This is a genomic window from Roseateles sp. UC29_93 (assembly GCF_042695725.1).
GTDB lineage: Bacteria > Pseudomonadota > Gammaproteobacteria > Burkholderiales > Burkholderiaceae_C > Roseateles > Roseateles noduli_A.
In genome coordinates, this window is record NZ_CP170545.1 from 4319952 (window position 1) to 4341393 (window position 21442).

24 protein-coding genes and 1 pseudogene are annotated in these 21442 nt (G+C 67.6%); 14 read left to right on the forward strand and 11 right to left on the reverse strand.

The features are described 5' to 3' along the window. Positions 1 to 61: 61 nt before the first annotated feature. The 6 genes from ACFJIX_RS20170 (at position 62) to ACFJIX_RS20195 (ending at position 5906) form a co-directional block, all read left to right on the forward strand. Positions 62 to 334, forward strand: a complete 273-nt coding sequence (locus tag ACFJIX_RS20170) for a hypothetical protein (RefSeq protein WP_377154176.1) — start codon at positions 62 to 64, stop codon at positions 332 to 334. Between the two features lie 92 nt (positions 335 to 426). Next, a complete protein-coding gene (locus tag ACFJIX_RS20175; protein ID WP_377154179.1) occupies positions 427 to 1332 on the forward strand; it encodes a hypothetical protein in 906 nt (301 codons plus the stop codon). Positions 1333 to 1371: 39 nt separating this feature from the next. Further along, a complete protein-coding gene (locus ACFJIX_RS20180) occupies positions 1372 to 2358 on the forward strand; it encodes a TIGR03571 family LLM class oxidoreductase (RefSeq protein ID WP_377154181.1) in 987 nt (328 codons plus the stop codon). A gap of 182 nt (positions 2359 to 2540) precedes the next feature. After that, positions 2541 to 3338, forward strand: a complete 798-nt coding sequence (locus tag ACFJIX_RS20185; protein ID WP_377154183.1) for a hypothetical protein — start codon at positions 2541 to 2543, stop codon at positions 3336 to 3338. Between the two features lie 478 nt (positions 3339 to 3816). Continuing rightward, a complete protein-coding gene (locus tag ACFJIX_RS20190; RefSeq protein ID WP_377154185.1) occupies positions 3817 to 4737 on the forward strand; it encodes an RNA ligase family protein in 921 nt (306 codons plus the stop codon). A 20-nt stretch (positions 4738 to 4757) separates the two neighbouring features. Further along, on the forward strand, positions 4758 to 5906 hold the full coding sequence (locus ACFJIX_RS20195) for an AAA family ATPase (protein WP_377154188.1): 1149 nt from the start codon (positions 4758 to 4760) through the stop codon (positions 5904 to 5906). On the opposite strand, the gene ACFJIX_RS20200 is transcribed toward ACFJIX_RS20195, so the two are convergent. The 6 genes from ACFJIX_RS20200 to ACFJIX_RS20225 all read right to left on the reverse strand — a co-directional run bounded on the left by ACFJIX_RS20200 (position 5888) and on the right by ACFJIX_RS20225 (position 10162). Next, positions 5888 to 6646, reverse strand: a complete 759-nt coding sequence (locus ACFJIX_RS20200) for a glutamine amidotransferase (protein WP_377154191.1) — start codon at positions 6644 to 6646, stop codon at positions 5888 to 5890. The two genes, ACFJIX_RS20195 and ACFJIX_RS20200, sit on opposite strands and share 19 nt — an antisense overlap. 228 nt (positions 6647 to 6874) lie before the next feature. Then, positions 6875 to 7384 (reverse strand): hypothetical protein, encoded by a 510-nt coding sequence (locus ACFJIX_RS20205; protein WP_377154194.1) that lies wholly within the window; start codon positions 7382 to 7384, stop codon positions 6875 to 6877. 170 nt (positions 7385 to 7554) lie between these two features. Next, positions 7555 to 8043 (reverse strand): hypothetical protein, encoded by a 489-nt coding sequence (locus tag ACFJIX_RS20210; protein WP_377154197.1) that lies wholly within the window; start codon positions 8041 to 8043, stop codon positions 7555 to 7557. 449 nt (positions 8044 to 8492) lie between these two features. Then, positions 8493 to 8963 (reverse strand): type 1 glutamine amidotransferase, encoded by a 471-nt coding sequence (locus tag ACFJIX_RS20215; protein ID WP_377154200.1) that lies wholly within the window; start codon positions 8961 to 8963, stop codon positions 8493 to 8495. Positions 8964 to 9084: 121 nt separating this feature from the next. Next, complete coding sequence (locus tag ACFJIX_RS20220; RefSeq protein WP_377154203.1) at positions 9085 to 9705, reverse strand: hypothetical protein; 621 nt, start codon at positions 9703 to 9705, stop codon at positions 9085 to 9087. Then, on the reverse strand, positions 9695 to 10162 hold the full coding sequence (locus ACFJIX_RS20225) for a Panacea domain-containing protein (RefSeq protein ID WP_377154206.1): 468 nt from the start codon (positions 10160 to 10162) through the stop codon (positions 9695 to 9697). The genes ACFJIX_RS20220 and ACFJIX_RS20225 overlap by 11 nt, the downstream gene beginning before the upstream one ends. 202 nt (positions 10163 to 10364) lie before the next feature. Between ACFJIX_RS20225 and ACFJIX_RS20230 the strand changes: the two genes are divergently transcribed. The 3 genes from ACFJIX_RS20230 to clpB all read left to right on the forward strand — a co-directional run bounded on the left by ACFJIX_RS20230 (position 10365) and on the right by clpB (position 14039). Next, positions 10365 to 10862: a molybdenum cofactor biosynthesis protein MoaE gene (locus tag ACFJIX_RS20230; RefSeq protein WP_377154208.1), complete on the forward strand. Its 498-nt coding sequence runs from the start codon at positions 10365 to 10367 to the stop codon at positions 10860 to 10862. Beyond that, entirely contained in the window at positions 10859 to 11245 is a 387-nt protein-coding gene (gene crcB, locus ACFJIX_RS20235; protein WP_377154211.1) for a fluoride efflux transporter CrcB, read from the forward strand. Before ACFJIX_RS20230 ends, crcB begins: the two co-directional genes overlap by 4 nt. 181 nt (positions 11246 to 11426) lie before the next feature. Further along, positions 11427 to 14039: an ATP-dependent chaperone ClpB gene (clpB, locus tag ACFJIX_RS20240; protein WP_377154214.1), complete on the forward strand. Its 2613-nt coding sequence runs from the start codon at positions 11427 to 11429 to the stop codon at positions 14037 to 14039. Between the two features lie 140 nt (positions 14040 to 14179). Here clpB and ACFJIX_RS20245 read toward each other — a convergent pair whose 3' ends face one another. The 3 genes from ACFJIX_RS20245 to ACFJIX_RS20255 form a co-directional block, all read right to left on the reverse strand. Beyond that, positions 14180 to 14887 carry a DUF599 domain-containing protein gene (locus ACFJIX_RS20245; RefSeq protein ID WP_377154217.1) on the reverse strand — a complete coding sequence of 236 codons (708 nt, stop codon included), beginning with the start codon at positions 14885 to 14887 and terminating at the stop codon, positions 14180 to 14182. A 103-nt stretch (positions 14888 to 14990) separates the two neighbouring features. Beyond that, positions 14991 to 15482, reverse strand: a complete 492-nt coding sequence (locus ACFJIX_RS20250) for a hypothetical protein (RefSeq protein WP_377154220.1) — start codon at positions 15480 to 15482, stop codon at positions 14991 to 14993. Positions 15483 to 15594: 112 nt separating this feature from the next. Then, the gene (locus ACFJIX_RS20255) at positions 15595 to 16317 is read right to left on the reverse strand and encodes a pirin family protein (RefSeq protein ID WP_377154222.1); all 723 of its coding nucleotides are present in this window, start codon (positions 16315 to 16317) and stop codon (positions 15595 to 15597) included. Positions 16318 to 16448: 131 nt separating this feature from the next. On the opposite strand from ACFJIX_RS20255, the gene ACFJIX_RS20260 reads away from it, so the two are divergent. From ACFJIX_RS20260 to ACFJIX_RS20275, 4 genes and pseudogenes are all read left to right on the forward strand, one after another. Then, positions 16449 to 17408: a LysR family transcriptional regulator gene (locus ACFJIX_RS20260; RefSeq protein WP_377154224.1), complete on the forward strand. Its 960-nt coding sequence runs from the start codon at positions 16449 to 16451 to the stop codon at positions 17406 to 17408. Next, positions 17408 to 18340, forward strand: coding sequence for a tRNA glutamyl-Q(34) synthetase GluQRS (gene gluQRS / locus ACFJIX_RS20265; protein WP_377154226.1), 933 nt, complete (start codon positions 17408 to 17410; stop codon positions 18338 to 18340). The genes ACFJIX_RS20260 and gluQRS overlap by 1 nt, the downstream gene beginning before the upstream one ends. An 83-nt stretch (positions 18341 to 18423) precedes the next feature. Continuing rightward, a pseudogene (locus ACFJIX_RS20270) lies at positions 18424 to 18768 on the forward strand (FKBP-type peptidyl-prolyl cis-trans isomerase); the annotation flags it as partial. Between the two features lie 33 nt (positions 18769 to 18801). Beyond that, a complete protein-coding gene (locus ACFJIX_RS20275) occupies positions 18802 to 19149 on the forward strand; it encodes an FKBP-type peptidyl-prolyl cis-trans isomerase (protein WP_231993353.1) in 348 nt (115 codons plus the stop codon). 295 nt (positions 19150 to 19444) lie between these two features. Here the strand turns inward: ACFJIX_RS20275 and ACFJIX_RS20280 are convergent, their stop codons facing one another. After that, positions 19445 to 19630, reverse strand: coding sequence for a hypothetical protein (locus tag ACFJIX_RS20280; RefSeq protein ID WP_377154228.1), 186 nt, complete (start codon positions 19628 to 19630; stop codon positions 19445 to 19447). Positions 19631 to 19690: 60 nt separating this feature from the next. Here ACFJIX_RS20280 and ACFJIX_RS20285 point away from each other — a divergent pair, with 60 nt between their 5' ends. Further along, positions 19691 to 20023 (forward strand): 1-deoxy-D-xylulose-5-phosphate synthase, encoded by a 333-nt coding sequence (locus ACFJIX_RS20285; protein ID WP_377154230.1) that lies wholly within the window; start codon positions 19691 to 19693, stop codon positions 20021 to 20023. Positions 20024 to 20372: 349 nt separating this feature from the next. Here the strand turns inward: ACFJIX_RS20285 and mnmH are convergent, their stop codons facing one another. Continuing rightward, complete coding sequence (gene mnmH, locus ACFJIX_RS20290) at positions 20373 to 21440, reverse strand: tRNA 2-selenouridine(34) synthase MnmH (protein WP_377154232.1); 1068 nt, start codon at positions 21438 to 21440, stop codon at positions 20373 to 20375. Positions 21441 to 21442: the final 2 nt, after the last annotated feature.

Consider the following 21442-nt stretch of genomic DNA (forward strand, 5'->3'; position numbering starts at 1 on the left):
GCCCGCATCGGGGCGCTGGACCGACCCTTCCGGTCGGCTCCGCTCAACAAGGAGACATCTCATGATCCAACAGGCTCAGGTTGAACTCGCCAAGACCTTCTTCGAGCAGTCGAAGAAGGCGTTCGAACAGAACTACGTCGCGTGGAGCACCGTGCTCTCATCGCAGAAGGCCATCCTGGAATCGATGCGCGCAGGCGGCCCGCCCTTCGACGTCGCCGCCGACCAGTTCCAGAAGCTGATCGATTTCCACGAGCAGCAGTTCCGCGTCACCACCGACTTCATGACCAAGCTGCAGGCGGACTACGTCAAGGTGGTGCAGCAGAAGACCAAGTGAACGGATCGAGCGCGTGAGCGCTCGAACACCATCCGTGGAGCGAACTGCGGCGGGTGTCGTTCGACTACGGGATCTCCATTGCAGGAGATCCCATGCGCATTCCATTTTCATCTCTCGAGGTCGTCGGGCACCGCGTCGGCGAACCGGTGGATCGTGCGCCCGCCGCAGATGTCGCCGCGGTGGACGTCGCTTACGCCGGTCTGCCTTTCAAGGTCCGCGCCACCCATGATGCTGCGATCGCCGAGCGATTGCGAAGGCAGTTCGCCGGACGCGCCCAGCGGAGTCATGCCCAGATCCTGCAAGGCCAGCCCGCCGGCCCTTTGAGGACGTACGGCGCCCGCGCGCAAGATGCGAAGGCGGCAGAGTCGGCCAGCGCGGAAGCGCTGCGACAGGTGCATCTTGCGCTCTACAACCGCAGATTCGGAGCGCTCAAGTCGGACAACAAGATGAGGTCGGGGGAGGCGCCGCCGATCTTTCCGAGGGAGTGCTATTCGGGAGCCACCAGCTTCGGCTACTCGCCGGTCGCCGCCGTGGCTCACTCGGCCAGCGTCTGGCAGGCCACCACCCACAACTGCACCGAGCTGGCGATCGCTGCACAAGACGTGTTGGCGCATCGCCATCCCGAGCTCCCGACCAGCCTCGTCATGCTCGCGGGAGCGCATTCCCTGGCCGTGATCGGAGCCCTCGACGCGGAGACAGCGTCCCGCCCCATGGCGACCTGGCCGCCGCATCTCCAGGTCTGCGACCCCTGGGCCAATCTCAACTGCCGCGCCTGCGACTACCCCCGCTTTTTCACCGAAAAGATGGAGCAATGGGCAGCGGGCAGGAAGCTGATCCGTGAGGGGAGCGATTGGCACCCTGCGAATGACAAGGCGTGGCTCGACATCGTGAACCAGGCCCCGCAGGTGCTTGCGCGCCTCACCCATCGGAACGGGCAGTTCAGGAACGTGCTGCTGCAGAGCAGTGGCAGCTCACAGGAGCGAGATACTGGCATCTGAGGCGATGGCGCTGGCGATCTCCGCAACAGCGACGATGCCATGGATCGAATGAACTCTTCCCCGTTCTCCTTTCCGTTCAACCGCGCGCATGCTCGCGTCTTTCGGCCCGGCCGGCTCACGGTCGGGCTGATGACGCCCGTCGACGCCAGCCCCGACCGGATGGCCGATGTCGGCGAGGCGATCGCGCTGGCCGCGCTCGCGGACCGGCTCGGCTTCGCGGCGCTGTGGACGCGGGACGTCCCGCTGATGGTGCCGCAAGGCAGCGACAACACGGCGAGCGCGCTCGACGATCCCTTCCTCTGGCTGGCCGCGCTGGCCGGCGCGACGCGCGACATCGCCGTCGGCGCCGCGGCGATCGTGCTGCCGCTGCGGCATCCGCTGCATGTGGCGAAGGCCGCGCTGTCGCTGGACCGGCTCAGCGGCGGACGCTTCATCCTCGGCATGGGGTCGGGCGACCGGCCCGCGGAGTTCGCGGCCTTCGGCGAGGACCTGGACCAGCGCGCGGAGAGCTTCCGCAGTCGTTGGGCCATCGTGCGCGCGGCGCTGTCGCCCGACGCCGATGAACGCGCGGCGGTGGTCGCCGCGACCGGTGGTTTCGAGGTGCTGCCCGCGCCGGCGCAACGGATCCCGATGATCGTCGTGGGCTCGGCGCGGCAGTCGCTGCAATGGACGGCGACGCATGCGGATGCGTGGGCCACCTATCACCGCGAGGAAGCGCGGCAGGAAGGCCGCATCGAGCTGTGGCAGCGCGCGCTGGAGCAGAAGGGTGTCGGCGCCAAGCCGTTCGTGCAGTCGGTGCAGCTGGAGCTGCTCGCCGATCCGGATCTGGCCCCGGAGCCGCTCGAGCTCGGCCTGCGCACCGGACGCCACGCGCTGATCGGCTATCTGCGGCGCCTGCACGCGATGGGCGTGGCCCATGTGCTGTTCAACCTTGGGCGAGGGCGGCCGGCGCGCGAGGTCATCGAGGAGCTCGGCCGCGAGGTGTTGCCGGCGCTCGCGGAACCGTTGTCTGCCGACGGCGACTGAGTCTCTCCCGACACTCGCGACTGGTCAGCATGCTCCCGCCCTGGAACCCATTCACTTCGCGAGAGCTGTCTCACGATATCGGCAAAGACCGGCGGGATGCCGACGAAGACTGGCGGATGTTGCAGTCGTTCCGATCTGACGCGGGGCTCGCTTGCGATGCATGGCCGCCTGCTCTCCCTCTCATGGGATCGGCTGCCGATGCGGAGAAGGCCAGTCGATTGCGGACGCATGGCGCCTCGAGGGCCTGGAATACCTTGCGACGGGTCGACGCAGGTGAACCGGCGGGTGTTCCCCGCGAGGTCGCGGATGGCGATGACAACTCACAGGCGGATATCAACCGATTGGCAGCATCCGAGGCGTTGGAGGACGTCCGGCTGGCGCTGCACAATCGACGGTATGTAGAGAGAAAGTCGACGAACAAATGGTCGGTCAACGATCGGCGAGATCCGGCATTTCCAGGAATCCGCCACCTGACCCCGGGTCTGCAATCAGACACCCGACTCAACGCCCGACGTTCGGTGGACGTGTGGACCAATGACGTCAGCAACTGCGAGCGATTGGCTTGGGCGGCCCAGGACCTGATTGGGGAGCGATTCCCCGGTGTGCAGACATCGAGAGTCCACTTCAGCGTCGATCATCTGGCGGCCGTGGTCGGCACCTTGGATCAGCGTTTCATCACGCGACCATTGGTCGATTGGCCGAAGCACCTCTACATCTGCGACCCTTGGGCCAACATCGCCTGTCCGGCGCCGGAGTACCCGGAGCAGTTCGCGAGGAAGATGGATAAGTGGATGCACGACGACAAGCGGATCCGGACGCGCGAGAGCCCCGCCTGGGGGCTGCCCGCCCCCGCGTTCAGTGCCGGCATTGCAAGCGCGCCGAACCTGCTGCTGTTGCGCACGACGTTCTCCAGCGGTCAGATCCAGGAGCACGTGCTGACGGCCGATGGTAAGAAGAAGGATCGGACCATCACGTCGTGATGACACTGCGTCGCTGTGTTCCCGTTTCCGACCAAGGCCGCCCGAGTGGCCCGTGCCCCCGATTCCTGTGTCGGATCCATGCGTCATTGCTGTTTGGCGCGGGTTGACGCGACGAACCCCGCGTTGAAGAATCGCGCCCACGCCGGACGGCTCCGTCCGCGCGCGTTCCAACCTCTTCACTGTCCAGGAGGTGCCCCATGAAGATCCGTACGTCCATCCACTGCTGATTGCCGACGACTGCATCTCTGCAGCATCGTGTCGGCGCCGTCTGCGCCCGCGAAGGCTGCGGCACCGGTTCCTGACGCCCCCGACGCCTGCCATGAGGCCGGCGGGGCACGAAACCTCCCGCGACTTCCCCCAGCGACTCTGCCCGCTCCTGCGGAGCGGCAGCGACTCGACCGCGCCCGCGACACGTCCGTCGGTTTCCTGACCCCACCAGGACCCGCGCGCGCCAACAACGCGGCGGGTGACGGACCCGATGCATTTGCAATCCCTGCCGCTGCTGCGCTATCCACGCACGGCGCACCTCGCGGGCAGCCGCCTGCAGGCGGGCGACTCCGCCCATGACCAGATGCCGCTCGCGGCGCTCGACGGCTGCCAGGTCGTCATCGAAGAAAAACTCGACGGCGCCAACGCCGGCATCTCGTTCAGCGACGGCGGCGATCTGCTGCTGCAGTCGCGCGGCCACTACCTCATCGGCGGATTCGGCGAACGCCAGTTCAACCCGATGAAGATCTGGGCGCTCGCGCACGAGCACCGGCTGATCGAGCGCCTCGAGGACCGCTACGTCCTGTACGGCGAATGGGCCTACGCCAAGCACAGCGTCTGGTACGACCGGCTGCCGCATTACTTCAACGAGTTCGACGTCTACGACCGCGCCACGTCGCGTTTCCTGTCGACGCCGCGCCGTCATGCGCTGCTCGCCGGATCGCCGGTCTTGTCGGTGCCCGTGCTGTATGCGGGACCGATGCCGACCGATCCGAAACTGTTGTGGAAGCTGGTGATGCGCTCGCTGGCGAAGTCGCCGGACTGGCGCAACGCGTTCGAGGCCGCGACGCGGCGCGAATCGCTGCCGCTCGATCTGTGCTGGAAGCAGACCGACAAGTGCGACCAGTCCGAAGGCCTCTACCTGAAGATCGAGGACGACGAACAGGTGCTCGGTCGCTTCAAGCTGGTGAGGCCGTCCTTCACGCAGACGATCCTTGACAGCGAGACCCACCATGCCCGGCGACCGATCTTGCCGAACGCGCTGGCGCCGGGGGCGGATCTCTTCGCCGAACGGCCGACGGTGACGTGGGGCGATCTCGGGTTGGAGACGATCACGTCGTTGTCCGCGCTGAAGGCCATGGCGGCGATGAAAGCCGCCTCGCGCAACGAGTACGAACGCCGATGTCCCTGAACGGGACGGAGGAGAGAAGCATGAACATTCAATGGAAAGACATCCAGGCCCTGGTGCCTGAAGCGGGCCGGTCTCCGGACTTCGCGGCCTGTCTGGCTGCGTTCCCGGTGCTGGAACTCGCGAAGACCACGCCGCAGGATCCGCGCCATCACGCCGAGGGCGACGTCTGGACGCACACGATGATGGTGATCGAGGAACTGCTCGCCTTGCCTGACTACCAGGCCGCGAGCCGCGCCGACCAGGAGGTGCTGTTCCTGGCCGCGCTGTTGCACGACATGTCCAAGCATGCGACGACCGTGATCGATCCGGAGACGGGCGCCATCGGCCAGCCGGGCCATTCGCGCATCGGCGCGATCGATGCGCGCGTGCTGCTGTGGGACGCGGGCATGCCGTTCGAGCAGCGCGAGGCGGTCTGCCGCCTGATCGCCGTGCACCAGGTGCCGTTCTTCGCGCTGGCCGATTCGAAGCGCGGTCTGTCGCCGGAGTTCATCGTGCGCGAGCTGTCGTGCCGGCTGAGCCTGCCGCTGCTGGCCGCGCTGGCCGAAGCCGACATGCGCGGTCGCGTCTGCCAGGACCGCGACCGGGTGCTCGATCACATCGAACTGTTCCGGGAGTTGGCGCGGGAGGAGGGCTGCTACGGACGGCCGCGCGCGTTCGTGAACGCGCACACGCGAGTCAGCTACTTCCGCGGTGCGGACGTGCACCCCGAGTACGCGCTGTTCCAGGAGTCCGGCGCTCGCGTCACGGTGATGTGCGGTTTGCCTGCGTCAGGCAAGGACACGTGGATCGCGGCGCACCGGCGCGGCCTGCCGATGGTGTCCTTCGACGACGCCCGCTCGGAACTCGGCCTGCGGCACGGGCAGAACGAAGGCAAGGTCGCGCACGCGGCCGTGGACAAGGCGAAGTCGCTGCTGCGCGCCCGGGCGCCGTTCGTATGGAACGCGACCCACCTCAGCCAGCAGATGCGCGACAAGACGCTGGATCTGCTCTTCGCGTACGGCGCGGAGGTGGAGATCGTCTACCTTGAGCGGCCACGCGCGGAGCTGTTGCGTCGCAATGACCGGCGGGATACGTCGCTCTCCAACAGCGCGCTGCAGGGCATGCTGCGGAAGTGGGAACTGCCGGTGCCGACGGAGGCGCATGTGGTGCGTTACTGCCCGGCGGACTGAGGCCAGTCCGCCATCCAGCGGTCGACGACCGCGCCGAGCGCGGCGCGCAAACCCGTGCCATGCGTGGCGGCGTCGCGCCGCAGCGCGTCCAGCGGCACGCGCGCCTGCGCGAGCTCGCCGGCGTGGCCGATCAGCCATTGCTCCAGGCGTGCGGGATCGCTTTCCAGATGGAACTGCAGCGCGAGCGCGAAGCCCTCGATCGCGAAGGCCTGGTTCGGACACAGCGGCGTGGTGGCCAGGCTCGTCGCGCCTGCCGGGATCTCGAACTGGTCGCCATGCCAGTGCAGCACGGGTTGGTCGACCACGCCGCTCGCACCGCTCGCAGCACTCGCGAGCGGCGCGAGCGCGGAGTCGCGGCCGGACCCGGTGAGCGTCAGCGGCGCGAAGCCGATCTCCTTGCGGCCATGCGGCATCGGCCGCACGTCGGCGCCCAGCGCCCGCGCCATCAGTTGCGCGCCGAGGCAGATCCCGAGCAGCGGCCGCCGCGAATCGAGGCGTCGGCGGATGAGCGCGATCTCGTCGTTCAGATACGGATACAGCGCGTCGTCGTATGCGCCGATCGGGCCGCCGAGCACGACCAGCAGATCGACCGCATCGAGGTCCACGTCGCGCAGATCATCGACACCTGCGTCCCGCGTGAGGAAGCGATCGAAGCCGCGCTCGGCCAGCACGGGCTGCAGCAGGCCGAGGTCTTCGAAAGCCAGATGGCGGACGGCAAGGACGGTCTTGGGCGTGGACATCGGAATGACGCGCGACGGGCGCGCGAGGAGGTGAGGACGGGCGCAGTATCCGTGCCCGCCACGCCCGTCACCGTTCAGGACGCATCCGATCGTCCAGCCGACGCGTCCATTCGTCCATCGGACCCTCCGCCAATTCGGCAACTCGTCCTTGCGTCAACTCGTCGATTCGCGCCGACGCTGCCCGACGTGATCTTCAGCGGTCCGGGCCGGGAGGTGATCCGGATCGGATCAGGCGGGATGCGGCTGCCGTCCCGCCGAGGGGCCCTTGCGGATGCGCCAGGCCTGCACGGCCATCAGGATCACGAAGAGCAGGAACACGACCCCGATCGCCTTCTGCAGCGCCGGGTCGTCGGGGCCGGTGAACAGCGGGGCGCCGACCGGCACGCGGGTGAAGGTCTCGTTCAGGCCGGGGATCATGTGGCAGAACAGCGTGAAGCTGTAGCCCAGCGTCTCCGCATACGGCGAGAGGCCGCCGAGGAAGCGCGTGCGATGCGCCGCGACGGCGACGGCCAAGGTGACCAACGTGACGATCGCCAGCACGTGGGCGATGTTGAAGCCGCCATGACGGAAGATGCCGAACGCCGTCAGGCAGGTGATGACGGTGCACCAGAGGTAGGTGCGACCGAGCGTGGACTGGCCCTCGATGCGGCCGGTCCGGAAGATCAATGCGTAGCCGGCCACCAGGGCCACCAGTGCGAACGCCGTGTGGACAGCGCCAAGGAGGGTCAGACCGAACATGTGTGCTCCCTGCTGAGCCGCGTCGCCGCGGCGGGCCGGAGCGCGGCGCGCTCCTGCGGACACCTTAGGGGGTGCCCGGGGGCGCGCGCATCGGTCGGATGGGGGAGGACTCAGGGCGGGGTTTCCCGGAGGCGATCACCCGCAGTAGACGGTGCCGCCCGGCCGCCGGTTCAATCGATCTCACTCTGGCGATATCGGCGAGCGGGGAGCTCCGGCCCGTTGCCGCGACCGACATCGCCAACGACGCCGAGTCGCCCCGTATTTCGCAGGGCAGTGCCCTCGAAGACGTCCCCATGGCGACGCGCTTCGTCAACTCGCGGGGTCCGTGCCGGCCGCAAGGTCGCGGGACGATCCATGCTCGGCGTGGGCGCGGCATACGCGCCGGACGCGCGGTTGGAGATGCTGGGAAGAACGCCGTTGCCTGCAGGCAGCGCGGCGAGGCCCGACGGCAGGTGGGTGGCTGGCGCCTTTTCCAGTCGCATCGGGTCGTTCTGCCCGTTGGCGACTCGGCCTTGCTCGCCGGGCACCTGGTTGGACGGCAACCCGGCTGCCCCCCGTTGCTCCCACGGTGTCCGACAGTCGCTTTCGGCCTGCTGGTAAGGGGCCATGTCCTGGTAGTCGGACAGGGAGCTGTAGTCGGTGGTGCGGCTGGTTTTCATTGATGATTTCCTGCTGGTTGATGACACGCGTGCGTCACTCATGGGCGGCGGCGCACGGGGTCAGTGGAAATCCATCGACGTTGATTCGACCGCTGCCCCGTCGGAGTAATCAATTCCGATCAGGCCGGTCGGATGCCACAGGGGAGGGGGGCAGGTACTCGACCGCCATGCGAAGAAGACCGGTCAGGATCAGGCGGCGCGTGCGCGACCGAAGACGGGTGGCCGCTCCAGTTGTCCGATCCAGTGTCGATAGACGCTCGTCGCCGCGCCGCGCAGGCGCGCGAGGCGCTCGGGCAGGGCGGCCAGGATCTCGGCCTCGCTCTGCACCGTCACGCCGCGTCCGCGGCTCAGCTCTTCGCGTCCCTGCGCGCACCAGTCGCGCAGGCTTTGCTCGGTCACTTCCAGGTGGCTCTGGAGTCCGATGTGCGGGCCCAGCGAGAACCCCTTGTTCAGACAGTTCGAGCCGAACAGCGTCCGTGTCGCGCCCGCCGGGATCTGGAAGCTGTCGTAGTGCCAGTTGAAGCTGAGCAGGCGATCCTCGCCGCCGAACAGTCCGCGCGCGCGGCGGGCGTGATCCACAGCTCGCGCCAGCCGATGTCGGGCCGCGGATTGCGGGCCACGCCGGCGCCCATCGCGCGCGCCAGCTGCTGTGCGCCGAAGCAGTGGCCCAGGATCGGCCGGCTATGCCGCAGCGCGTCGATCAGCAGGGCCTGCTCCGCGCGGATCCAGGGCGTGCCGTCGTTGACGCCGTGATCGCTGCCCAGCAGCACCAGGCCGCTGAACGCGCCTGCGGTCCGCGGCAGGGTGTCGCCCAGGTCGGGCCGCAGCAGATGCACCGGCACGTCGTGCGCGCGCAGGCACTGGAGCAGGTAGCCCGGACCTTGCGCGGGTTCGTGCTGAAGGATCAACACCGGTCTCATGCGAAGGGGCGCGGCGTGCGCGCCGTTGTTGCGAGGTCTCCAGCGTAGGGAGCCGCGCATCAAGGTCGGGGCAAGACCCGGCCCTCGTGTCTCAAGAATGCATCAAGAGCCTGGGCCAGCATCACTTCTCGGCCCAGACAGACAGGAGTTCCTCGAACTCTCGCGCCAGACGATCGTTCTCGGTGACCAGGGCCGCGTTCTCATCCTTTAGGCGGAGCAATTGTTCGTGAGAGCCGGTCTTGATCTGCATCACATCGCGAGGGCCGCGAATCCGTTGGTTGCCGGGATAGAGGTTGTGCGCCGGATCGAACCAGACCAAGTTGAATGCTGTATTCCATAGGAACCCGTGCAGGCGCCCCTGGTTCTTGCCCATGCTGACCTCAAAGGCCTGTTGAACGATGTGGAGCGCGTCCTGTTCAGGGTCCAGGGAACCCTGTTCCCTGCTCAGCATCGTGGCGATGCGGGCAACGATACGTCGTGGAAATGCGTCGCGGCTGCCAGTGTCCGTCTTGAAGATCGCTTTGCACCCGAGGCCGGGAATATGCCGCTTCGACATCTGCTCAACCGTGCAGGTCTGGATGGTCTGAAGGCAAGTGAATAGGCGCACGTAGAACTCGGCGTCGAATCCATGCAGGAAGAACAGGTCTGTCTCCCAGTCAATGAACTCGAATGACACGCGCAGGAGCGGCGGCTTCTGTTTGTAGGTGGCGGCTCGATCGAATCGAGGGAAGCTATCGTTCATCTTCGGGGAGCTGCGTGAGGAAGTACTTCCGCATGGCGTCCTTGCTGATGAGTTCGCGGCTGCCCATGTTTTCCGGCAGGCCATTGCGCGCATCGAGCCAGGGAGCCTCGTTGTGGGTCATGTTCGACAAGGCTGCCCCGTCGAACCGGCCAAAGGCGGCAACGACTTCTCTCACGGTCTGATAACCCGGAGCGTCTTCCAGCGGCGTGTGCCACTGCGCATCGATCGGGTGCCATTGAAGACTCCCATACTTGGCGTGAAGCTCCGCGATGGTGGGGCCGTTCTGACGCGCCTCGAAGTCCTCCGGAAACAGTGCGCGACCCTCCGCCAAGCTGTAGCCCTGGGCGTAGTAGCAGAGCTTCTGCAGCTTGTTGGGGGAGGGGCTTTCGTCGAAATACTTGCGATGGCATTCGATGATCAGTCGGTGGATGGCGTCCAGTTGCGGTGAGATCGACATGAGGCTTCCTTGAAGACTGGAACGGCAGATCTTGAGAGCTGTTGGTTTCATGCGAAATGGCTCGTACAAGTGCAATCCAATCGTCCACCCACTGATGTCGATGGCGACGCCCACTTGAATCGGTGGGCGAGCGGGCCTGCGGACGTCAGGCGCGGTCGACGCAGCGCCCGAGGCCGTGAGGGCGCAATGCCACAATCCCGGAATGAACTTGCAGTTCCCGCGCCCGCCGCGCGCCATCGTCCAGACCGCCGACTTCGACCTCAGCGCCGAGACGCTGGCGCTGCGCGCCGAGGACGGCGGCGTCGGCGCGGTGGTGAGCTTCGTCGGCACGGTGCGCGATGGCGCGGACGGCACGCCCGTCTCGCTGATGGAGCTCGAGCACTATCCCGGCATGACCGAGGCCGCGATCGAGGCCATGATCGACGAGGCCTTTCGGCGCTTCGACATCCGCGGCGCACGGGTCATCCACCGCGTCGGGGCGCTGCAGCCGCGTGACCAGATCGTGCTGGTGCTCGTGAGCTCGCGCCACCGCGGCCAGGCGTTCCAGGCCTGCGAGTTCCTGATGGATTACTTGAAGACGCAGGCGCCGTTCTGGAAGAAGGAACACGGACCGGACGGCGCCCGCTGGGTGGACGCGCGCGTCGCCGACGACGAGGCACTTGCGCGGTGGGGCATCAACGTGGAGGGGAACGGTCGATGAGCTGGATGCAAGTGGCGGCGGTGTCCGTCGGAGCGTCGGGCGGCGCGCTCGCGCGCTGGGGCGCGGGGTTGATGCTCAACACGAAGTGGCAGGGTTTTCCGCTCGGCACACTGGCCGTCAACATCGTCGGGGGCTTCCTCATCGGCATGGCGCTGGAGTGGTTCGGGCGCTATCCCAACGACATGCTCAAGCTGCTGCTGGTCACCGGCTTCCTCGGCGGCCTCACGACCTTCTCGTCCTTCTCCGGCGAATCGCTGTCGCTGCTGCAGCGCGGCGAGTTCCTGATGGCGCTCTCGCACTCCGCCGCCCACGTGGTGGGATCCCTGGCCGCCGCGGCGGCCGGGCTCAAGGTCATGCAGATGCTGACCCAATCCCTCGCATGAAGTGAATGGCTCCCGCCCCGTGGGGGCGGGCGGGGGGTGGGGTGGCTGCGCCCCGCCCGCTTGGAGGGCGGGGATGGGGTGGGAGCGAAACGATAAAATCTTGGGCGCGTCTCTTGCCGGAGCCTCCTCTTGAAAATAGGGGTCACACTCCCCACTTCGGTCGCAACGGAGGTTATTTCCCATGCGAGTCGACAAGCTCACCACGAAGTTTCAGGAAGCGCTGGCCGAGGCCCAAAGCCTGGCGGTGACGCGCGAGAACCCCTACATCGAACCCGTCCACGTGCTGGCCGCGATGCTGGCCCAGGACGAGGGCCCGAAGGCGCTGCTGGAGCGCGCCGGCGTGAAGGTCCCGGCGCTCAAGAGCGCGCTGGACGGCATCCTCGGCGGCCTGCCGCAGGTGCAGGGCGAGGGCCAGCAGGTCCAGCCCAGCCGCGACCTGATCGGTCTGCTCCAGAACGCGGAGAAGGAAGCCTCCAAGCGCGGCGACCACTTCATCGCCAGCGAGATGTTCCTGCTGTCCCTGGCCGACGCCAAGAGCGACCTGGCCGGCATCGTGCGCGGCCACGGCCTGACCCGCAAGGCGCTGGAGACGGCGGTCGAAGCCGTGCGCGGCGGCCAGAAGGTCGACAGCCAGGAATCCGAAGGCCAGCGCGAGGCGCTGAAGAAGTACACCCTGGACCTGACCGAGCGCGCCCGCGCCGGCAAGCTCGACCCGGTGATCGGCCGCGACGACGAGATCCGCCGCGCGATCCAGGTGCTGCAGCGCCGCACGAAGAACAACCCCGTGCTGATCGGCGAACCCGGCGTCGGCAAGACCGCCATCGTCGAAGGCCTGGCGCAGCGCATCGTCAACGAGGAAGTGCCGGAAAGCCTGAAGGGCAAGCGGGTGTTGTCGCTGGACATGGCCGGCCTGCTCGCGGGCGCCAAGTTCCGCGGCGAATTCGAGGAACGCCTGAAGTCGGTGCTCAAGGAAGTCGCCGCCGATGAAGGCCGCATCATCCTGTTCATCGACGAGATCCACACCATGGTCGGCGCCGGCAAGGCCGAGGGCGCCATGGACGCCGGCAACATGCTCAAGCCCGCGCTGGCGCGCGGCGAGCTGCACTGCATCGGCGCGACCACGCTCGACGAATACCGCAAGTACGTCGAGAAGGACGCCGCCCTGGAGCGCCGCTTCCAGAAGGTGTTGGTCGACGAGCCCACCGTCGAGGCCACCATCGCCATCCTGCGCGGCCTGCAGGAGAAGTACGAGGTCCACCACGGCGTCGAGATCACCGACCCGGCCATCGTTGCCGCGGCCGAGCTCTCGCATCGCTACATCACCGACCGCTTCCTGCCCGACAAGGCCATCGACCTGATCGACGAGGCCGCGGCCAAGATCAAGATCGAGATCGACTCCAAGCCCGAGGCGATGGACCGGCTCGACCGCCGCATGATCCAGCTCAAGATCGAGCGCGAGGCCGTGCGCAAGGAGACCGACGAGGGCTCCCAGCGCCGCTTCTCGCTGATCGAGGAAGAGCTGCTCAAGCTCCAGCGCGAGTACAACGACCTGGAAGAGATCTGGACCACCGAGAAGGCGCAGGCCCAGGGCTCCGCGCATGTCAAGGAAGAGATCGACCGCATCAAGTTCCAGATCGAGGAACTCAAGCGCAAGGGCGACTTCAACAAGGTCGCCGAGCTGCAGTACGGCAAGCTGCCCGACCTGGAGAAGCGCCTGAACGAGGCGCAGGCCAAGGAGATGGGCAAGGCCAAGGACAAGAGCCAGCCGCAACTGCTGCGCACGATGGTCGGCGCCGAGGAGATCGCCGAGGTGGTCGCCCGCGCCACCGGCATCCCCGTGGCCAAGCTGATGCAGGGCGAGCGCGACAAGCTGCTGCAGATGGAAGAGAAGCTGCATGAGCGCGTCGTCGGCCAGGACGAGGCGATCGTCGCGGTCGCTGACGCGATCCGGCGCTCGCGCGCGGGGCTGTCCGATCCGGACAAGCCGCTGGGCAGCTTCCTGTTCCTCGGCCCGACCGGCGTCGGCAAGACCGAGCTGTGCAAGGCGCTGGCGGGTTTCCTGTTCGACAGCGAGGACCACATGATCCGCATCGACATGAGCGAGTTCATGGAGAAGCACTCCGTGAGCCGCCTGATCGGCGCGCCTCCGGGCTATGTCGGCTATGACGAGGGCGGATACCTGACCGAGGCCGTGCGCCGCAAGCCCTACAGCGTGCTGCTGCTCGACGAGGTCGAGAAGGCGCATCCGGACGTGTTCAACGTGCTGCTGCAGGTGCTGGACGACGGCCGCCTGACCGACGGCCAGGGCCGCACGGTCGACTTCAAGAACTGCGTGATCGTGATGACGTCCAACCTGGGCTCGCAGCACATCATGGCCTTGCAGGGCGAGCCCGACGAGGTGATCCGCGACGCGGTGTGGGGCGAGGTCAAGGCGCATTTCCGGCCCGAGTTCCTCAACCGCATCGACGAGACCGTGATCTTCCATGCGCTGGGCGCGGACCACATCAAGTCGATCGCGCGGATCCAGCTGCGTCAGCTCGAGCAGCGGCTCGACAAGCTGGAGATGAAGCTCGACGTCAGCGAGGAGGCGCTCGCCGAGTTGGCCAAGGTCGGCTTCGATCCGGTCTTCGGGGCGCGGCCGCTCAAGCGCGCGATCCAGCAGCGGATCGAGAACCCGCTGTCCAAGCTGATCCTGCAGGGCCGCTTCGGTCCGAAGGACGTGATCCCGGTGAGCGTCGAGACCTCACCCGCCGGAGAGCCCGGCGAGTTCAGCTTCGGACGCGTCGTCCACTAAGCCCGCAGCCCCGCTTTGGGCGCACCGCGTCGTTGCAAATCCTCGCCATAGCTGGGCTATGGCTGCGGTTTGCGCCTAGCGGTGCATCCCAAATCGGGGCCGCGTGCTTCGTGGACCTGATCAGCTGCACAGAGCCCGTTTTAGCGGAGCTTCTCGAGCACTTCCGATCTGAACTCGCGCTGGTACAGCACGTAGAGCACGCCGGCCGTGGACAGGGCCAGCGCCCAGGGCGAGAAGAACCAGGCCACGACGGGGAACGCGAGGTAGTAGCCGCGCAAGCCGTCGTTGAAGGCCTCGGCCGCCATGCCGACGACCGCGCCGGCGCGGTCGGCGAATTCCTCCCGCGCATCCGGCCCCAGTTGCGCGAACTGGCCCGCCTCCGGCGCGGACGCCACCAGCAGCGCGCCGAAGGTGTACTGCCGCATGCTCCAGGTGAAGCGGAAGAAGGCGTATACGAAGATGCCGGTCAGCAGCGCGAGCTTGATGTCGAAGACCAGCGTGCTCGTCTTGACCGCGAACGGCAGCCCCAGCACCAGGGCGCTGGTCTGCTCGCTCGCACCCAGCGCGGCCAGCAGGCCGCCGATGATCAGGATGGTCGTGGAGGCGAAGAAGGACGGGCTCGACAGCAGCGCCTGACTGACCGCGCCGTCCAGCACCCGCATCTCGCGGTAGGTCAGCTGCAGCATCCACTGGCGCCGCACGCGGTTGGTGATGGCCAGCAGCGAGCCGCGCCCGTCCGCATGGCGCTTGGAGAACTGGGCATAGCCGATCCAGGCCAGGAAGAACAGGCCCAGCGAGGCCCAATCGAGCAGCGGCAGCGCGGCCAGCAGTTGTCGAAGCGATTGCATCGCGCGAGTGTAGAGGCGCCCTGCGAGCGCCAAGGGGCGCTTCACGGATGCGCTCCCAGAGCGCGGTGCCAGGGCCAGCGCCAAGGCCGCGCTCAGTCGGCGTTCAGGCGGCGCGCTTGCGGCGCACGGCGTCGGGCAGGACCGCGGAACCCGCGTCGTCGAGCGCGATGCCGCCGGCATCGGCCAGCGCGGCCCAGTGGGGCCAGCACGGCTCGAGCAGCGCGATGGCGGCGTTCAGAAGGGCCGTCGCCGCCGCGGCGCTCAGCCCGCGGATCACCGCGACGACGAAGCTGCCTTGCGCTTCGTCCGGTATCGACGTCGGCAGCATGAAGTCGATCGTCTGGCAGTTGGTGCACTCGTAGTGGCCGGTCGAGGGATCGAACAGGATCTCGACCACGTGCCTGGACGTGGCGACCCGGGCGTACACCAGCGGCGCGTACTGCCCGCGCTGGCGGACGCGGATGCCGTGGTCCTCGGGCCAGTCGGCGAGGCCCGTCAACTGGCGGATCAGCGACGGCAAGGCGGCCGGGAGGGCCGCACCGACGGGATCAGCCGTGAGGGGTGGCATCGGGAAGGTCAGGGCGCCGGGCTTCATCCGCAATCTCCATCCGTCGGCGGCCCGCCGCGGCATGCGACGGGTCCGCCTCTCGGAGTGAAGCGACGAAGTGCCGGGCCCGGGCGGGCAGGTTCACACCCGCCCGCCGGGCTCAGACCGGCAGGTCGAACACCAGCACCTCGGCGTCCTGGCCGGCTTCGACCGTCACGCCCGCCTCCTTGGCCAGCTGGAGCGCGTCGCCGGCGCCCAGCGCTTCGCCGTTCACGGTCGCCTGCCCGCGCACGACGTGCACGTAGGCGATGCGGTCCGCGGCCAGCGGCAGCTCGGCGCGTTCATCGCCGTTGAACAGTCCGGCGTACAAGCGCGCATCCTGGTGGATGGACACCGAGTCCTGCGCGCCGTCCGGCGAAGCGACCAGCCGCAGCTTGCCGCGCTTGTCGGCGTCGGCGAAGTGCTTCTGCTCGTAGCCCGGCGTCACGCCCTGGCGGTCCGGCATGATCCAGATCTGCAGGAAGTGGGTCTGGCCGTCCTTCGAGTGGTTGAACTCGCTGTGCCGCACGCCGGTGCCGGCGCTCATCCGCTGCACGTCGCCGGGACGGATCACGCCCGCGTTGGCGCCGCCGGGCGTGCCGTTGCCCATGCTGTCCTGGTGCGCCAGCTCGCCGCTGAGCACGTAGCTGATGATCTCCATGTCGCGGTGGCCGTGCGTGCCGAAGCCGGTGCCGCCGGCGATGCGGTCCTCGTTGATGACGCGCAGCGGGCCGAAGCCCATCCGGCGCGGGTTGTGATAGTCCGCGAACGAGAAGCTGTGGAAGCTCTTGAGCCAGCCGTGGTCGGCGTAGCCGCGATCCGAGGACTTGATGACTTCACGCATGTCGATGCTCCTTGTGTGGCCCCCCGGTGTGGTGGAGAGGGCCTGCTGGTTGGCGATGGACTCACTGTAGGGAAGCAGGCCTCTGCCGAGGGGGAGGGGGCTTGAAGCCAGCATTCAAATAAGATGAAGGAATGGCTCAACAAGACAAACGACGGGTGCTGACGCCGGAAGCGCTGGCGATGATGGACAGCATCGCGCGCAGTGGCAGCTTCGCCGCGGCGGCGCGGGAGATGGGCAAGGTGCCGTCGGCGCTGACCTACTCGGTGAGGCAGCTCGAGGACGCGCTGGACGTGCTGCTCTTCGACCGCAGTTCGCGCCAGGCGGTGCTGACGGCGGCCGGGCACGAGCTGCTGACCGAAGGTCGCCGGCTGCTGCAGGAGATGGATGCGGTGGCGAACCGCGTCAAGCGCGTCGCCACCGGATGGGAGAGCGAACTCACCATCGCCTTCGACGATGCGATCGCGCGGCGCGCGATCTTCGACCTGATGGAGGCCTTCTATCTCCAGGCCGAGGACGGCAAGCCGCCGCCGACGCGTCTGAAGCTGCGCACCGAGGTGCTGTCGGGGACCTGGGAGGCGCTGATCTCCGGCCAGGCGGATCTGGCGATCGGCACCAGCGCGCAGCCGCCGGGCAGCTCGGTCGTCTGCGAGGTGCTCGGGCCGATGGAGATGGTGTTCTGCGTCGCGCCGCATCACCCCCTGGCGGGGTTCGAGGGGGTGCTGACCTCGGCCGAGATCGCGCGGCATCGCATCGTCGCCGTGGCGGACACGGCGCGCAGCCTCGCGCCGATGACCGTCGGCGTGGTGCCCGGGCAGGAGGTGCTGACCGTGCCGTCGATGGCGATCAAGCTCGAGGCGCTGCTGCGCGGCCTGGGCGTGGGTTCGCTGCCGACGCCGATGGTGCGGCGGCACGTGGACGCGGGGCGGCTGGTCCAGAAGGAGACCTTCCAGGGCAAGCGCATCTCGCCCATGCACTACGCGTGGCGCAACGGCCATCGCCCGGCCAAGGCGCTGGCCTGGTGGCTGGACCGGCTCCGGAGCGAGACGACGCGGCGCTCGCTGATCGAGCAGCACGAGGGCCTGCTGCTGTGATGCTGGCGGACCGAGCGGCGGACCGGGCGGCGGGCCGCGGCTACGTCGGCCGGTTCGCGCCGTCGCCCACGGGGCCCTTGCATGAGGGCTCGCTGGTCGCGGCATTGGCGAGCTGGCTGGATGCCCGGGCGCATGGCGGGCGGTGGCTGATCCGGATCGAGGACGTCGACCGGCCGCGGTGTCCGGCGGGTACCGATGCCGTGGTGCTGTCGCAGCTCGCCCAGGTCCGGCTGCTGCCGGACGAGCCGCCGATCTGGCAGTCGAAGCGCGATGCGGCCTACCAGGCTGCGTTGGATCGGCTGATCGCCGCGGGCTGGGCCTACCCGTGCGGATGCTCGCGCAAGGACATCGCTGAAGCGATCGCCGCCCTGGGCGGCCAGCGGGAGCGGCATGGGGAACTCGTCTATCCGGGCACCTGCCGGCATGGACTGCACGGCAAGCCCGCGCGGGCGTGGCGGCTTCGGAGCACGTCGACCGTCGATGGCGAGGCGCCTCTGCGCATCGACTGGCGGGACCGCCGCCTCGGCGGGCAGTCCCAGGACCTGACCGACGAGGTCGGCGACTTCGTCCTCCAGCGCGCGGACGGGCTCTGGGCGTATCAGCTGGCAGTCGTCGTCGATGACGGCTGGCAGGGCATCACCGACGTCGTCCGCGGCGAGGACCTCGCCGACAACACGCCCCGGCAGATCCGGCTGCAGGAATTGCTCGGCCTGCCCCAGCCCCGCTATCTGCACACGCCGCTGGTGCTCGGCGAGAACGGCGAGAAGCTCTCCAAGCAGAACGGCGCCCAGGCCCTGGACCTGGGCGACCCGCTTGCCGGATTGCGGCGCGCCGGCGCTCGACTCGGGTTGCCGGCGCTGGAGGCGCGGACGGTGTCCGAGTGGCTCGCCCGCGCCGTGGCGGCGTGGCATGTACGGCAGCGCCCGGTGTAAGGACCTTCGGCGGCTGGCATGATCACGCCTTTGCGTTTCGGGACGCGAACCAGCGTCCCCCTTTCCCTTTCAAGGAACCTTCGATGAAGACGACCGACAGCGGCCTGCAATACGACGACACCACCGCCGGTACCGGCGCGACCGCCCGCGCCGGCCAGGACGTGAAAGTGCACTACACCGGCTGGCTCTTCAAGGACGGCGAGAAGGGCACCAAGTTCGACTCCAGCAAGGACCGCGGTGAACCGTTCGAGTTCGAACTCGACGGCGGCATGGTCATCAAGGGCTGGGATGAAGGCGTCCAGGGCATGCAGGTCGGCGGCACGCGCGTGCTCGTCATCCCGCCGCAGCTCGGGTATGGCGCGCGGGGCGCCGGCGGTGTGATCCCGCCCAACGCGACGCTGATGTTCGAGGTGGAGCTGCTCGGCGTGTCCGGCGGCGTGGAAGCCATCGAACTGAACAAGCTGGCGACCACCGCCAGCGGACTCCAGTTCGAAGACGTCAAGGAAGGCGAAGGCGCCGTCGCCGAAGCCGGCAAGCGCGTCACCGTCCACTACACCGGGTGGCTCTACAAGGACGGGCAGCGAGGCCGCAAGTTCGATTCCTCCAAGGATCGGCGGGATCCGTTCCGCTTCCACCTGGGCGCTGGGGAAGTCATCAAGGGCTGGGATGAAGGCGTCCAAGGGATGAAGGTCGGGGGGACCCGCTTCCTCGTCATTCCGTCGGAACTGGGCTACGGCGCTTACGGCGCCGGCGGTGTGATTCCGCCGCATGCAACGCTGCTGTTTGAAGTGGAATTGCTGGCTGTTTGATCGGGTGAGGGGATCGGCCGATCGGCTGATCGGCTGATTCTTGATCGGCCGGTCGGCTGAACTTTCTGCTCCCTGCACCCCGCCGGGTCTCGGCCCGGCTGCCGAGTCCCTTTGTCAGCCGACAAAGGAACCAAAACGGCTCTGACGACGCTCATATGCGCTCGCTGTGTGGCCGTCGTCGCTCTCACGCTACGCTCGCGAGACTCCTCCAACGATGCCCTCGAACGGCCACCACCGGAGTCCTCGCACCGCCTCTCTCTACAGGCTTGCTCGCTTCGCTCGTCGCGCCAGCCACTCAACGCGGTCCGCGTCCGCCTTGCACGCTCGCCCCTAGCGGGGTCTCGCAGCGAAGCGGTCCTCTGTCGTTGTCGTTATCGTGGCGGTGGCCGTTGCCGTTGCCGTTGCCGTTGCCGTTGCCGCTGCCGCTGCCGCTGCCACTGCCGTGGTCGTTGCCGTCGAGTCGTGGTGTGATGAATGGCATCCGCCATCGAGGGTGCGAGACTGGCTGGTGACGCTCCGATGGCGTCAGCGGGGAGGCGTCATGAAGCAACGGATCATGTACATCGAGTCGAAGAGTGGTGGACTCACTGGGCCAGCACGCATTGGTCGCGTCACGTTCTCGAAGACGGGCGCGACGCTGTACTACGACGGCAGGTCCTTCCAGAGTCAGAAGGGCCAAGGCTTCAAGTCGAATTACTTCGACGTGGAAACGGGCGACATCTACTGGATCTCCGGTCCGCGCAAGGATGGACAGGACAGTCTCTATGCGACTCACCAGCGACCCGCGGTCGATGCCGATGTCTGGGACGAGTACTGGACCACGATACGCGGACACGAGCGGCCGCCGAAACGCCGAAACCTGGACGACCTCTGAACCAGACAGTCGAACGTGAGCTGCCGAACGTGGGCTCCCGAACGGTGAGACGTTGCGAGACCCCGCTAGGGGCGAGCGTGCAAGGCGGACGCGGACCGCGTTGAGTGGCTGGCGCGACGAGCGAAGCGAGCAAGCCTGTAGAGAGAGGTGGTGCGAGGACTCCGGTGGTGGTCGTTTGAGGGCATCGTTGGAGGAGTCTCGCGAGCGTTAGCGTGAGAGCGACGACTGCCACACAGCGAGCGCATATGAGCGTCGTCAGAGCCGTTTTCGGTTCCTTTGTCGGCTGACAAAGGGACTCGGCAGCCGGGCCGAGACCCGGCGGGCTCTCACGCGGTGAGCAAGCCTGATTTCACCCGCGAGCCAACGCGATGACTTCTTGAGCGGCCTTGCCGGTTTCCCCCCCGCTACCGTCGAGCATGGTGACCCGCGGCGCATTGGCGAGTTGCGGAAAGTGGTTGGTGAGCGATCGTTCATATCCGGGGTCGTAGTGATCCCGCATGAGCTCCCCGAAGACTTCCGCCCACTGTCCGCTGAGTGCCATGGCTTGCCACCGCCCCACGCGGTCCCGGCCGCGCAGCGCGACCAACCCTCCGATCAGCGAGTTGAACGCCTGCGGATCCGCCTTGAAGTGGGCGTAGTCTTCCAGCAGCAGTTGCACCCGCCCTGGGTCGGCCATGTCGATCCAGACGCAGCGCCCGTGCTGCCTCAATCGCAGATGAAGCGGTTCGGGCAACTGCACCCCGCCGATCTTGCGGCTCTCGCTTTCGACGAACACCGGCCGTGACGGATCGAGCTTCACCATCGTCTGCCACAACGCCGTATCGAAGGCCTTCTGGCTGGGCTGCGGCTGATCGGGCAGGCCGCCCAGCACCGAGCCGCGATGGCGCGCGATGGCCTCCAGGTCCAGCACCTGCTCGCCGCCGGCAGCAAGCGCCTGCAGCAGCCGCGTCTTGCCCGATCCCGTCCGCCCGCACAGCACGACGAAGTCGAATCTCGCCGGCTGCTCCGCCAAGGTCTTGATCACCTCGCCGCGAAAAGCCTTGTAGCCCCCCACCAGTTGCAGCGACTTGAACCCGATCTGGTTCAGGAACCAGTTCATCGCGCCGGACCGCTGGCCGCCGCGCCAGCAGTAGACCAGCGGCCGCCAATGCTTGCGCATCAGCGGCCGGTTGGCATCGAGATGGTTGGCGATGTTGCGCGCGACGATCGCCGCGCCGAGCTTGCGCGCTTCCAGCGGATCCTGCCGGTAGAGCGTGCCGACGACGCGCCGCTCGTCGTTGTCGAGCACGGGCCAGTTCAGGGCGCCGGGCAGGTGGTCTTCCTCGAACTCCCCGGGCGACCGCACGTCGATCACGCTGCTGAACTCGTCGAGCCGGGCGAAGGCCTCGGCCGACGGGATCACGTGGTACTGGCTCATCG

Coding starts and splice junctions, on each gene's coding strand:
- ACFJIX_RS20170 (WP_377154176.1), top strand. CDS start 62: ATGATCCAACAGGCTCAGGTTGAACTCGCCAAGACCTTCTTCGAGCAG.
- ACFJIX_RS20175 (WP_377154179.1), top strand. CDS start 427: ATGCGCATTCCATTTTCATCTCTCGAGGTCGTCGGGCACCGCGTCGGC.
- ACFJIX_RS20180 (WP_377154181.1), top strand. CDS start 1,372: ATGGATCGAATGAACTCTTCCCCGTTCTCCTTTCCGTTCAACCGCGCG.
- ACFJIX_RS20185 (WP_377154183.1), top strand. CDS start 2,541: ATGGGATCGGCTGCCGATGCGGAGAAGGCCAGTCGATTGCGGACGCAT.
- ACFJIX_RS20190 (WP_377154185.1), top strand. CDS start 3,817: ATGCATTTGCAATCCCTGCCGCTGCTGCGCTATCCACGCACGGCGCAC.
- ACFJIX_RS20195 (WP_377154188.1), top strand. CDS start 4,758: ATGAACATTCAATGGAAAGACATCCAGGCCCTGGTGCCTGAAGCGGGC.
- ACFJIX_RS20200 (WP_377154191.1), bottom strand. CDS start 6,646: ATGTCCACGCCCAAGACCGTCCTTGCCGTCCGCCATCTGGCTTTCGAA.
- ACFJIX_RS20205 (WP_377154194.1), bottom strand. CDS start 7,384: ATGTTCGGTCTGACCCTCCTTGGCGCTGTCCACACGGCGTTCGCACTG.
- ACFJIX_RS20210 (WP_377154197.1), bottom strand. CDS start 8,043: ATGAAAACCAGCCGCACCACCGACTACAGCTCCCTGTCCGACTACCAG.
- ACFJIX_RS20215 (WP_377154200.1), bottom strand. CDS start 8,963: ATGAGACCGGTGTTGATCCTTCAGCACGAACCCGCGCAAGGTCCGGGC.
- ACFJIX_RS20220 (WP_377154203.1), bottom strand. CDS start 9,705: ATGAACGATAGCTTCCCTCGATTCGATCGAGCCGCCACCTACAAACAG.
- ACFJIX_RS20225 (WP_377154206.1), bottom strand. CDS start 10,162: ATGTCGATCTCACCGCAACTGGACGCCATCCACCGACTGATCATCGAA.
- ACFJIX_RS20230 (WP_377154208.1), top strand. CDS start 10,365: ATGAACTTGCAGTTCCCGCGCCCGCCGCGCGCCATCGTCCAGACCGCC.
- crcB (WP_377154211.1), top strand. CDS start 10,859: ATGAGCTGGATGCAAGTGGCGGCGGTGTCCGTCGGAGCGTCGGGCGGC.
- clpB (WP_377154214.1), top strand. CDS start 11,427: ATGCGAGTCGACAAGCTCACCACGAAGTTTCAGGAAGCGCTGGCCGAG.
- ACFJIX_RS20245 (WP_377154217.1), bottom strand. CDS start 14,887: ATGCAATCGCTTCGACAACTGCTGGCCGCGCTGCCGCTGCTCGATTGG.
- ACFJIX_RS20250 (WP_377154220.1), bottom strand. CDS start 15,482: ATGAAGCCCGGCGCCCTGACCTTCCCGATGCCACCCCTCACGGCTGAT.
- ACFJIX_RS20255 (WP_377154222.1), bottom strand. CDS start 16,317: ATGCGTGAAGTCATCAAGTCCTCGGATCGCGGCTACGCCGACCACGGC.
- ACFJIX_RS20260 (WP_377154224.1), top strand. CDS start 16,449: ATGGCTCAACAAGACAAACGACGGGTGCTGACGCCGGAAGCGCTGGCG.
- gluQRS (WP_377154226.1), top strand. CDS start 17,408: ATGCTGGCGGACCGAGCGGCGGACCGGGCGGCGGGCCGCGGCTACGTC.
- ACFJIX_RS20280 (WP_377154228.1), bottom strand. CDS start 19,630: ATGCCATTCATCACACCACGACTCGACGGCAACGACCACGGCAGTGGC.
- ACFJIX_RS20285 (WP_377154230.1), top strand. CDS start 19,691: ATGAAGCAACGGATCATGTACATCGAGTCGAAGAGTGGTGGACTCACT.
- mnmH (WP_377154232.1), bottom strand. CDS start 21,440: ATGAGCCAGTACCACGTGATCCCGTCGGCCGAGGCCTTCGCCCGGCTC.